At 73.0% G+C, this 11,127-nt stretch carries 8 protein-coding genes; 1 reads left to right on the top strand and 7 read right to left on the bottom strand.

The window, feature by feature from the left end; all coding sequences use genetic code 11:
* The 5 genes from D7W82_RS35020 to D7W82_RS35000 form a co-directional block, all read right to left on the bottom strand.
* The coding region (locus D7W82_RS35020) for an MFS transporter (protein WP_120622462.1) at positions 1-1,584 on the bottom strand (1,584 nt) is incomplete at its 3' end.
* On the bottom strand, positions 1,581-3,011 hold the full coding sequence (locus tag D7W82_RS35015; RefSeq protein WP_120622461.1) for a lysine N(6)-hydroxylase/L-ornithine N(5)-oxygenase family protein: 1,431 nt from the start codon (positions 3,009-3,011) through the stop codon (positions 1,581-1,583). The genes D7W82_RS35020 and D7W82_RS35015, both read right to left, overlap by 4 nt.
* Positions 3,008-3,568 carry a GNAT family N-acetyltransferase gene (locus D7W82_RS35010; protein ID WP_120622460.1) on the bottom strand — a complete coding sequence of 187 codons (561 nt, stop codon included), beginning with the start codon at positions 3,566-3,568 and terminating at the stop codon, positions 3,008-3,010. Before D7W82_RS35010 ends, D7W82_RS35015 begins: the two co-directional genes overlap by 4 nt.
* Positions 3,565-5,349: an IucA/IucC family siderophore biosynthesis protein gene (locus D7W82_RS42435; protein WP_120622459.1), complete on the bottom strand. Its 1,785-nt coding sequence runs from the start codon at positions 5,347-5,349 to the stop codon at positions 3,565-3,567. Before D7W82_RS42435 ends, D7W82_RS35010 begins: the two co-directional genes overlap by 4 nt.
* The gene (locus D7W82_RS35000; RefSeq protein ID WP_199727927.1) at positions 5,346-6,911 is read right to left on the bottom strand and encodes a pyridoxal-dependent decarboxylase; all 1,566 of its coding nucleotides are present in this window, start codon (positions 6,909-6,911) and stop codon (positions 5,346-5,348) included. Before D7W82_RS35000 ends, D7W82_RS42435 begins: the two co-directional genes overlap by 4 nt.
* Before the next feature lie 726 nt (positions 6,912-7,637).
* Here D7W82_RS35000 and D7W82_RS34995 point away from each other — a divergent pair.
* On the top strand, positions 7,638-9,242 hold the full coding sequence (locus D7W82_RS34995; protein ID WP_199727925.1) for a sigma 54-interacting transcriptional regulator: 1,605 nt from the start codon (positions 7,638-7,640) through the stop codon (positions 9,240-9,242).
* A 7-nt stretch (positions 9,243-9,249) separates the two neighbouring features.
* Here the strand turns inward: D7W82_RS34995 and D7W82_RS34990 are convergent, their stop codons facing one another.
* Both D7W82_RS34990 and D7W82_RS34985 read right to left on the bottom strand, forming a co-directional pair.
* Positions 9,250-9,840: a hypothetical protein gene (locus D7W82_RS34990; protein ID WP_120622456.1), complete on the bottom strand. Its 591-nt coding sequence runs from the start codon at positions 9,838-9,840 to the stop codon at positions 9,250-9,252.
* A gap of 96 nt (positions 9,841-9,936) precedes the next feature.
* Positions 9,937-11,127: hypothetical protein (locus D7W82_RS34985; RefSeq protein WP_120622455.1), on the bottom strand; the 1,191-nt coding region annotated here is incomplete at its 5' end.

Raw genomic sequence — 11,127 nt, 5'->3', positions numbered from 1 at the left:
AGATGTGTATAAAAGACAGTTCAAGGAAAGGGAGGGGGCTCCGACGGCCGGGCGCGAGGCCCGGGGCGCGGAGCGGGAGAGGACGGCAAGGGCGATGACGGCGCCGCCCAGGCACACCGCGGCGGCGGACAGGCACACGGCCAGGTACGCGTCGCCGAAGGCGGAGGTGGCCAGCGGCAACAGGGACGGCTCCACGGCGCTGAACTGCCCGGTCTCCACCGCCGCGCGCGTGTGCCGGGCCACGTCGGCCGGCAGCGACGCCTGGGACAGCGCCGCGCCGAGCCGCGACGAGAACACGGCGCCGAAGACGGCCACCCCCGTGGCGGTGCCCAGGGGGTAGCAGGCGTTGGTCAGTCCCGAGGCCATGCCCGCGCGCTCCGGGGGCACCACGCTCACCGCCACGCCCATCAGCGGCGGGAAGAGGACGGCGCCACCGGTGCCCATCAGGATGAGCCCCAGGAAGTTCCCCCACGGAGAGGCCAGGGCGGCGCCCAGCGCCAGGGAGGCCAGCCCCGCGCCCTGGAAGGCGAAGCCGCTGGCCACCAGCGTGGACGCCTTGAAGCGCGCCTGGATGCGCGCCATGAACATGCCCACGACGAGCAGGCTGCCCGTCAGCGGCAGCAGCCGCAGGCCCACCACCAGGGGCGAGCCGTCCGCCGCGCGCTGCAACCACAGCGTGGTGAAGACGAGCACGCCCAGGCTGGACATGCGCGCCAGGAACCCGAGCACCGCCGCGCCCGACAGCTCCGGGATGCGCAGCAGCTCCAGGTCCAGCATGGCGCCGGGGCGGCGCTGGCTGGCGATGAGCGCCACCAGGAACACCCCGCCCGCGCACGCCGGCACCCACACGTGCGCGGAGCCCCAGCCGGCGTCCGGCCCCATCATCAGGGGGTAGTGCAGGCACAGCAGCACGCCAATGGCGAGCAGCGCCCCCAGCAGGTCCAGGCCTCGGTGGGTGTCCTTCGGCGTGAGCGAGGGCATCCGGGTCAGCGCGCCCACCACCACCCAGAGGCCGATGGGGACGTTGACCAGGAAGATCCACCGCCAGCCCACCAGCTCCACCAGCACGCCGCCCACCACGGGCCCGAGCGCGCCCGCGGCGGAGGCGATGGCCGCGTACGTGGCGATGGCGCGCTGACGCTCCGCGCCCTCGTACACGGCGGCGAGGAGCGCCAGCGCGGGCGCGAACATCATGGAGCCGCCCAGGCCCTGGGCGACGCGGGCGGCCACCAGCGTGCCCGCGTCGGGGGCCAGGCCGCACAGCACGGAGGCGACGGTGAACAGGGCGGTGCCGGCGACGAAGACGCTCCGCCGGCCCACGCGGTCGGACAGCGCGCCCGCGGTGAGCAGCAGCGCGCCGAACGCGAGCGAATACGCGGACACCGTCCACTGCACCTGGCTCAGCCCGGCCTTCAAGTCCGCGGCGATGGCCGCCAGCGCGACGTTGACCACCGTCACGTCCAGCGTCATCACCACGCCCCCCGCGCTCACCAGCGCGAACGTCCACCGCGCGGCGCGGCGGGCCTCCGCGCTGGCGCGCGCGGCCGACTCCGGGGCCGGGGCTTGCTGCGACCGCGTGCTCATGAAGCCTCCGACAGGCGCGGGCCGACCGGCCGGGGCGGCTCGCTCAGCACCACCGGGTGCGCGTGCGGCACCTGGGGCCTGTCCACGGGGTGGGCCTCGTCTCCGGAGCGCTCCGGGACGCCGAAGCTGGAGAAGGCCGTGCGCCGGGGCAGCCGGAAGATTTCGCGCCCCAGCAGGGTGTTGAGGATGGTGGCGTTGCGGAACGCGGAGATGCCCAGGTCCGGCGCGGCCACGCCGTGGCTGTGAAGGTCGGCGTGGGTGACGAAGACGCGGCCCTGGATTTCGGGCGCGAGCTCCACGGAGTAGTCCAGGCGGACGCGGTAGCGGCCCTGGTCGTCCCAGCGCAGCTGCCGCTCCATGGGCTCGAGGAATCCGGGCGCGCGCTGCTTGTAGCCGGTGGCCGCGACGACCAGCGCCGTCGTGTGCTCGAACGTCTCGCCGGTGTCCAGGTGCCGGCACTGGAGCACCACGTCCCCGGCGGGGCTCACGGACGCGTCCTCCACCGCCACGCTGGAGCGCAGCTCCACCGGAGCCAGGCCCTGCTCCAGCTCCCGCCGGTACAGCACGTCGTGCAGCTGCTCCAGGGTCTCCGTGGAGATGCCCTTGTAGTGCCGCCACTGCTCCGCGACGAGCCGGTCCTTGGTGGGCTGGGGCAGCGCGTGGAAGTACCGGACGTAGGCCGGCGTGGTCATCTCCAGCGTCAGCTTGGTGTAGTCCAGCGGCGCGAAGGACACCGTGCGCGTGAGCCAGCTCACCGCGGCGCCGCCCGCCAGGTTGCGCTGGAGCAGGTCCAGCGCCACCTCCGCGCCGGACTGCCCGGAGCCCACCACCGTCACGCGGCGCGCGGCCTCCACGTCCCGCTGACGGTGCAGGTAGTGGCCGGTGTGCACCACGCGGCCCGCCGGCAGCGACGCCAGCGCGCGGGGCAGTGACGGCTCCGTGCCGATGCCGATGACGACGTCGCGCGCCAGCATCGTCACGCGCTCGCCCTCCCCGCGCCGCACGTGCAGCACGAAGCGCTGGCGCCCGGCGTCCCAGTCCATGGACTCCACGCGGTGCGAGAAGCGCACGGACGGCAGCTTCGTCACGGCCCAGCGCAGGTAGTCCTCGTATTCGCGCCGCGTCGGGTGGAAGCGCTCGCGGATGTAGAACGGGTAGAGCCGGTCCTTCTCACCCAGGTACGCGAGGAACGACAGCGGGTGCGTGGGGTCGATGAGGCTGACCAGGTCCGCCAGGAAGCTGAGCTGGAGCAGGGCCTCGTCGAACATCAGGCCCGGGTGCCAGCTCAGGCCCGGCTGGGCCTCCAGCACCACCAGGTCCAGGCCCTCCACGCGCGAGGCGAGCGCCGCCAGGCCCAGGTTGAAGGGGCCACAGCCGATGGCCACCACGTCGTGTTCGGAAACGGTCTCAACGGTCACGGGATTCATGGGAGGTCTTTCTCGGAGCGGGGGTAGACGAACAGCGTCGCCGCCTTGTCCGGCAGGGTGATGGCGCCAACGGCCCGGAAGCCGGCGGCGGAGAAGGCGCGCAGCGAGGGCGCGTTGCGTGAGTCCGGTTCGGCCACCACCCGGGTGCAGTCGGGGTCCGCGGCGAGCAGCCCCTCCGCCACCGCGCGCAGCAGCGAGCGGCCCAGGCCACGCCCGGTGCCGCCCAATTCGCCAATGGCCACGTGGACCCCCAGGTCGTGGGGCCGCTGCGCGTAGTGCCCGGCCAGCCGGTCGCGCACCACGCGGTAGATCTCCAGGTACGCGAGCGGAACGCCGTCCCGCTCGAGCATGCACGGCAGCGAATGCGCTCCCGCCAGCTGCCGCTCCAGCTCCGCGCGCCAGCGGTCCTCCGGCCAGGCCTGCTTCCAGAACTCGGCCACGTGCGGCGCGTGCATCCACCGCACCAGGCGCTCCACGTCCGCGGAGACGCTCGCGGGCCTGAGCAGCCACGGGGCGGGGAGGTGGGGCAGCGGGGGGCCAGGAACGTCCGCGCTCATCGCCGGGCCTCGCGCAGGGGGTTGGGCGCGTCGAGGTAGACGGACTGCGCGTCCAGCGGCGCGAGCACCTCGTCGATGCCGTGCAGCCGGGTGAGCAGGTTGCTCTTGGTGGGGAGGATGTCCGCCTCCAGCCACCGGCGCGCCAGCCGGTCCCCCGTGGGGCCTGCGGCGGCCAGCGACGGCAGGGCCTCACGCAGCCGGCCCGCCATCACCCCGAGCAGCCGGCGCTCGTCGCCCAGCCCTTCGGAGCCCAGGCAGCCCACGACCGCGAGGGCCTGGTTGCGCAGGAGGTAGTAGGAGAGCCGCTCGTCGACGAGGGCGTCGTCCACCACGGCAAGCGTGGAGGCGTCCACTCCCAGTAGCCGGAGCAGCCGGGGCAGGTGGGACGAGGCCAGGTAGTAGCCCTGGTTGTCGCGGAACGCGGAGCCCACGACGCGGCCCCGGGCATCCAACTGGACCAGCGTGTTCTGCTGGTGCGCCTCCAGGCCGATGCCGGTGGACGCGTACAGGTGCAGCATGGGGACCAGCACGCGGTCCGTGTAGTCGGCCACCCACGCCTCCGCGGCGCCCGGGCCCTGCGCGGCCACCATCGTGCCCAGCATGCTGCGCCCCAGTCCCGGGCGCGGCGCCACCAGGCCCACGAGGCAGCGCAGGGTTGCGACGCGCGACGGCACCTCGCGCACCGCCACGTCCAGGCCCGTCACCTCCGGCCCTCCGGGCCGTGACGGCTCGTCCACCGCCAGCCAGGACGGGTCCTTCACGATGGAGAACGACGGGTGCGCGGCGGTGGTGGCGCTCGCGTAGCCCGCGTCCAGCAGCCGGTGGATCTCCAGGCCGCGGCGCAGCTCCGTGCGGGTGGACTCCCGGCGGGAGTTGGTCAGCCGCAGGCCCAGCGACAGCTTCAGCATCACCGGCAGGTCCGGGCGGTAGACGGTGCGCACGCTCGACGTGGCCCACCAGCGCGGCCCCGCTTCGCCCAGCGGTGTCAGCAGGCCCGCTTCGATGAGCGCCGCGATGCGCGGCCGGCGGAGCACGTCCCGGGCCTGCCACGGGTGGGCGGGCACCAGCACGCGGCCGTCGTTCCGGGGCCGCTCCGCCAGGTCCGCCATCAGCGCCACCATGTCCCGCCCCGCCAGCGACGGCGCGCCCGCCACCGCGTCGTGGGACACCACGGAAGGGTCGGCGGCGAACCAGTGCAGCCGGAACGAGCCCCGGAGCTCCGGGGAGAAGTCCGCGCTGTCCGTGGAGGACAGCCCGTCCCGGCTCTTGGGGGCCGGGTGGTGCAGGTGGCCCAGCAGCAGCGCCTGCTCCGCGTCCAGGAAGCCGTCCACTCCGGCCGGCGGCTGGGGCCGGGCGCGGCGGTCGCCCACGAAGTCCGTCACCCGGCGCACGGACTCGGCCGTGCGCTCCACCAGGTCCGCGACCTGTCCCGGGGGGACGCCACCCCGGCGGGCGGCGCCACCGCGCAGCGCGGCCTCGTGCGCCACCAGCGCCACGGCGAGCACGGGGTCCGCCCGGGTCGCGCCGCCCGGTCCTTCCAGGGACACCGGCCCGAAGCGGTGCCAGCCGCTCGGGGAGCAGTGGGTCACCTCGGTGGTGAGCGCGAGCCCCGACCCGGGCAGGGACACGCGCAGCGGCCCCGGGTGCACGGGGGTATGGGTCTCCAGGAGCCAGCAGCGCAGCAGCGCCTCCAGGTGGGCGTGCTCCGCGGACAGGCGCGCGTCCGCGTGCTCCAGCGGATCCACGGCGGGGGAGGGCGTCAGGGCAAGGGCGGTGCTCATGCGGCCCCCTTCTGGAAGCGCGGCGACAGGGCGCGCCCGGCTTCGAGGACGGTGTTCACGAGGGCGTCGATGTCCTCGGGCGTGGTGGTGGGGTTGAGGAGGGTGAACTTCAGGCAGACCCGCTCCGGTGAGCCAGGCCCGTCCAGGCGGACGGCGGTGCGGCCGATGAGCGCGGCCCCGGTCTCCAGGAGGCGGCGGCGCAGGGCGCCGTTGATTTCGTCCTCGCGGGACGGGGCTTCCGGGACGCGGTAGCGGAAGACGACGGTGGTCAGCTCGGCGGGGGCCACGAGCTCCAGCTCCGGCTCCGCCAGGATGCGCTGCTCGGCGTGGCGGGCCAGGTCGTGGCAGGTGTCCACCATGTCGCCCAGGCCCCGGCGCCCGTGCGCCAGCAGCGTGGCGGCGACCTTCACCGCGTCCGGCCGGCGCGTCGTCTGGAGGCTGCGGCCCAGCAGGCCGTCATAGCCCGCCTCCGAGTCGTCCTCCGGGTTGAGGTAGGCGACCTGCCGGTCCAGCGCGGCGAAGGCGCTGGCGTCGGAGACCAGCAGCACGCTGGTGGCGGCGGGCTGCCAGCCCAGCTTGTGCAGGTCCAGGGTGATGGAGTCCGCCCGCGAGACGCCGTCCAGCCGGCCCTTGAGCCGCTCGGAGAACAGCGCGCCGAAGCCATAGGCCGCGTCCACGTGCAGCCAGACGCCGTGCTCGGCGGCGATGTCCGCGATGGCGTGCAGCGGATCCACGCTGCCGAAGTCCGTGGTGCCCGCCGTGGCCACGATGGCCAGCGGGGTGTGCTCCGGCGGCAGCTCCCGGAGGAGGGCCGCCAGCGCGTCCGGGCGGATGCACCGGCGCGAGTCCGTGGGCACCGGCCGCACGGCGTTCTCGCCCAGCCCCAGGGCCGCGCAGGCCCGGTGCACGGAGAAGTGCGCCAGCTCCGAGCACAGCACCACCGGGCCCGGGAGCGCGGCCACGCCCTGCCGGCGCGTGTCGATGCCCCGGCGCAGCGCCGCCGCGTCCCGGGCCAGCATCAGGCCCATCAGGTTGGACATGGAGCCGCCCGGGGTGAGCACCCCGTCCGCCCGGGCCGAGAGCCCGGCCAGCTCCAGCAGGCCGTGGATCAGCCAGCGCTCGATGGCGATGGCGGAGGGCCCGGAGTCATACGTGTCCAAGGAAGCGTTGCTCGCGCTGGCCAGCGCGTCGGCGGCCACCGCGACCGCCAGCGGGGGCGGTTGCAGGTGCGCCACCGCGTGCGGGTGCGACAGGTGCAGCCCGTACTCCACCAGCACCCGCCCCAGCCGGGACAGGGCCGCCTCCACGCCCATGCCCTCCTCGGGAATGCCGTCCCTGCCCAGCGCCGCCCGGGCGGCGGCGAGCACGTCCTGCGGAGTCCCGGCGCGCAGGGGACCCGAGGGCCACCGCGCGACGGCCAGCGCGCTGCCCACGGCGCCCGTCAGGGCCGCCGTCACCGCGGCCAGGCCCTCTCGGGACCCCGCCAGCACCGACGATGGGCGCCGCGGCCAGCGAGGAGGCAGGTCTGCTCCTCGTGTTCCCTGCTCAGTCTCTGTCTGCATGGTTTTGCTGTCTCCAGTCTTGGCTTGGATGATGCGTATTGCCGCCAACGCATGGACATGCGCCGGGTGGGGGAGGGGCAGGAATCACGTCTTGGAAAAGCCGCGGCACACCGCGGCCGTGGGCTGGCGCGCCATGGCCAGACATGGATGTCTGGGTACACGCCGGCCGTGCGGGGCGGACGGTGTCGCCACGGTGGGGGTGAATCCGGGGAGTGTGGATGATGTGTGGGGTTGGGGTCCTGACGCGCGCAAAGCCGTGTCAGCCCACCCGGTCTGGTAGGAGGAGGAGAGTCCTTTGGGTTGTCACCGCATGTGCCGGCCCGTCACGGGAGACGAGCAGCCTCCCGGCGCGCCGCGCACGGATGTGTCACGAGTTCATTTGGTCGTGAATTTGATGATGATTCTCAAAATCAGGTTGCCGTGGGGCTGGAGTATCCGGTTGCTTCAATGCTTGTCAACAAGATGTTTTCTGGGTTTTGTCTTCTTAGGCAGGTTGGGATGACAGGGATGTCTGTATCAGGATGTTGTGTTTGAAGATGCTCCACGCGCGGGGTGACACCGACCCTGCGCGAAATGGGCGCACGGTGGACACACGAGCAGCCGGGGGAGCACACGGCCTGCGCCCTGGCCACCGGCCTGGGCACAGGGGGCTGGCGCGCCGGTGGGCAACGAAATCCCGGTGCCGGGCGCACTGCAATTTCGGTGGTCCGCTATTATCGCCAGCCCATGTCGGATGAACTGATGGTGCGTCAGCCGGGAGTCGCGCAGGACGCTCGGGAAATCGTCGAGCTGGCCGCCACCGAGGAGGGGGTGGGCGAGCTGCTGCGTCGTGGGCTGGACTGGCTCACGCGGGTGGTGCCCTTCGACCTGGCCACGCTGTTCCTCCTCAAGGAGGGACGGCTGGAGGCGGTGGCGGCGCGCGGCCCGCTCGCGAACCAGGCGGTGCGCAAGCATTCGCTCCAACTGGCGGACTTCCCGTCCCTGAAGCAGGCGCTGGAGACGCGGCGCGCGCGGGCCTTCACGGAGGAGGACCACTCGCATGGGGACGGCGATCCGTTCGATGGGGTGCTGGACCTGCCGGCGGGCCACTCGTGCATGGTGGTGCCGCTGTGCGCGGGGGAGCGCTGCTACGGCGTGCTGACGCTGGACCGCGTGCAGTGTGAGACGTACGCGCAGCCGGTGGTGGACCTGGTGGAGGTCTACGGCCAGATGCTGGCCACGGCACTCCAGGGCGCCGAGCAGCGCGCGACGGCGGAGCGGCTGCACCGCCAGGACCACGAGCACGCGAAGCTCCTGGAGTCGCAGCTGGGCGGGGACTCGGAAGGCATCCTGGAGACGTCCCTGAGTCCGGTGATGCGCGACCTGTCCCGCCGCGCGCGGCAGGTGGCGGAGACGGACACGCCGGTGCTGATTACCGGAGAGACGGGCACGGGCAAGGAGCGGCTGGCGCGGGCCATCCACCGCTGGAGCGCGCGGGCGGACCAGCCCTTCGTGTCGCTCAACTGCGCGGCCATCCCCGCGGGCCTGCTGGAGAGCGAGCTGTTCGGCCACGTGAAGGGGGCCTTCACCGGCGCGAACCGCGACCGGGCGGGCCGCTTCCAGATGGCGCACGGGGGCACGCTGCTGCTGGATGAGATTGGCGAGCTGCCGGTGGAGCTGCAGGCGAAGCTGTTGCGCGCGCTCCAGGAGAAGGCCTTCGAGCCGGTGGGCAGCGACAAGACGGTGCGGGCGGACGTGCGCATCCTCGCGGCGACGCACGTGGACCTGCACCAGGCCATCGCGCAGAAGCGCTTCCGCGAGGACCTCTTCTACCGCCTGAGCGTCTTCCCCTTGAGGCTGCCGCCCCTGCGCGAGCGGCGCGAGGACCTGCCGCAGCTCACCGTGTTCCTCCTGGAGGAGCAGGCGAAGCGCACGGGCCGGCGGGGCATGCGGGTGTCGGCGTCAGGGCTGACGCGGCTGGCGTCCTACGACTGGCCGGGCAACCTGCGCGAGCTGGCGAACGCGCTGGAGCGCGCCACCATCCTCACGCGCGGCCAGGAGCTGACGGCGCAGTCCTTCGACCTGCCGGCCGGCGAGCGCGCGCGGGAGGTGTCGGGCCCGGTGACGGTGGAGGAGACCCCGGCGCCGCTGCCCGCGGGGGCGAAGGTGCCCACGCTGGCGGCGGTGCAGCGCGAGCACATCCTGCGGGTGCTCACGCTCACCCGGGGCCGCGTCTACGGTGAAGGTGGCGCGGCGGCGCTCCTGGGGCTCAAGCCGTCCACGCTGCAGAGCCGGATGAAGAAGCTGGGCATCGAGCGGCTGGAGGGCTTCACCGCCGCCGAGGACGCGTGACGCGGGGTCAGTGCCAGCGGCTGTCCTCACGGGCCTCGCGGCGGTCCTCGCGCGTCTCCTGGCGGTTCTGCGCCGTCTCGGTGCGGGCGAGCTGGACCAGGTCGGCGATGAGCATGCGCTTGCGCGAGAGGCTGCCGCTGTCCATCCGGCCGTAGAGGTTGTTGAGCTCCTGGGAGATGGAGCGCGTCTGCCGCAGGGCGCGGGACTCCTGGCGGGCGTCGCGCACGTCGTCGCGGTGGTCCTTGCGGTCGTCGTAGCGGTAGCCGTCGTGGCGCACCTCGCGGGCGCTGGAGCGTGCCTCCTGCTTGTCCTGGGCCAGCTCGCGGCGGGTCTCGTTCAGCTCGGACGCCACGTAGCGGCGCACGTCCTCTTCCACCTGGAGCAGGTCGCGGCGCGCCGAGCGGCCCCGGGCGGAGTCGTACCGGGAGAGCAGCGACTCCACCTGGCGCAGGTCGTAACGGTCATCCCGGGTCTCGCGCGCGTCCTGCCGCAGCTCCTGCCGGTCACGGGCCTGCTCGTGGTTGTTGCCGCGGGGACCGCCTGCGTGAGCCAGGACCGGGAGGGACAGCGCCATCGTTGCCAGCAGCCACTTCGACATGGGGGGCTCCATCAAGTGCGTCGGATGCCCTGATGGACGCGGCCCGCCGCCGCGAATTCACGGCGGCGGACCTTCTCCCATGGGTGGGAGCGGGGCTTACGACACCGCGGGTGCGACCGGGCGCGGCCTGGCAGGCGCCACGGGATAGTGGGCCTCCTTGCCGAAGGGCTGGTCGAAGAGGTGCGGATCCGCCTGGCGCGAGCGGAAGAGGTCCACGATGTAGTTCATCCGCTGATCCAGCTGGCTCCAGTCCTTCGCGGCGGTGCCGGTGAGGCTGTCGGGCGTCTTGTCCAGGCGGCCCAGCAGCTCCTTCAGCTTCGGGTCCTCGATGGTGCGCAGGTGCGGCGGGAAGAGCGTGGACTCCATGCCGGCGGGGGGCGGCAGATCATTGCCCAGCTTCAGCGCGCCGCCGGGCACCGCGAGCTTCATCATGTGCTCGGTGGCGATGCCGCGGAACACGCCGGCCAGCTTGTCCACCAGCGGGTTCACGACCAGGTCCACCGCGCCCGTCTTGATGGCGGCCTTGGCGGCGAGGTTGGCGGGGAAGGGCAGGGCGTTGGCGCCCGCCTCGATGCTCTGCTTGAGGATGTTGGCGAAGACCTCCTTCACCGGGGCGTTGAGCGCCTTCTCCACGAAAGACTGGAGCTGGGTCTGCTCGTGCAGGCCCACGGTGTCGTTGGCCCGGAGCATCATCTCGGCCTTCTTGTTCGGGTCCTTCTCGAACATGGCCTGCGCGTAGGTGCCGAAGGCGTCCTTGAGCAGCGGCTTGTCCGCGGGGAAGCCGTCCAGGTACTTCTGGAGCTTCGCGGGGTCCAGCTGGGTGTCACCCTGGAAGGTCTCCACGAAGCGGGCGAACTCGTGGCCCACCTCGCGGAAGACGAACTGGTTGCCGTCGCCAATGGCCTTGCTGACGGTGTTGAGCGCGTCCGCGCCGGCCTTGGCGATGTCGCCGGTGGGCAGGGCGGGCAGGCCCAGCTTGCGCATCAGGTCGTCCACCTTGGACATGGCCTCGCCCACGCCGCCGCCGCCCTTGAGGGCGTCCACGAAGGGCTTGGGCATGTCCTCCTGGCGGATGCTCACGCCGGCCTGCTTCGAGGCCCAGGTGGCGAAGGTGGACCAGTTGGCGTTCTCCTTGCCCAGGAGCGTGCCCATGGCGTCGGACAGGTCGTGGTAGCCCTGGGTGATGGCCAGGTTGCGCGCGACGGGGTCCTGCATCGCGGCGATGTTCGCCACGTCCGCGGCGGTGGGGTAGCTGCCCGGCGTGGGGCGCGGGCCGCCCTGCTGGGG

This window comes from Corallococcus sp. CA049B (genome assembly GCF_003611685.1).
GTDB classification, from domain to species: domain Bacteria; phylum Myxococcota; class Myxococcia; order Myxococcales; family Myxococcaceae; genus Corallococcus; species Corallococcus coralloides.
Note: the sequence above shows the minus strand (reverse complement) of the source record. Positions and strands in the feature narration are given on the sequence as shown.

What these genes read in the sequence shown, in the direction of transcription:
- D7W82_RS35015 (WP_120622461.1), bottom strand. Translation starts at nt 3,011, where the DNA reads ATGAATCCCGTGACCGTTGAGACCGTTTCCGAACACGACGTGGTGGCC.
- D7W82_RS35010 (WP_120622460.1), bottom strand. Translation starts at nt 3,568, where the DNA reads ATGAGCGCGGACGTTCCTGGCCCCCCGCTGCCCCACCTCCCCGCCCCG.
- D7W82_RS42435 (WP_120622459.1), bottom strand. Translation starts at nt 5,349, where the DNA reads ATGAGCACCGCCCTTGCCCTGACGCCCTCCCCCGCCGTGGATCCGCTG.
- D7W82_RS35000 (WP_199727927.1), bottom strand. Translation starts at nt 6,911, where the DNA reads ATGCAGACAGAGACTGAGCAGGGAACACGAGGAGCAGACCTGCCTCCT.
- D7W82_RS34995 (WP_199727925.1), top strand. Translation starts at nt 7,638, where the DNA reads ATGTCGGATGAACTGATGGTGCGTCAGCCGGGAGTCGCGCAGGACGCT.
- D7W82_RS34990 (WP_120622456.1), bottom strand. Translation starts at nt 9,840, where the DNA reads ATGTCGAAGTGGCTGCTGGCAACGATGGCGCTGTCCCTCCCGGTCCTG.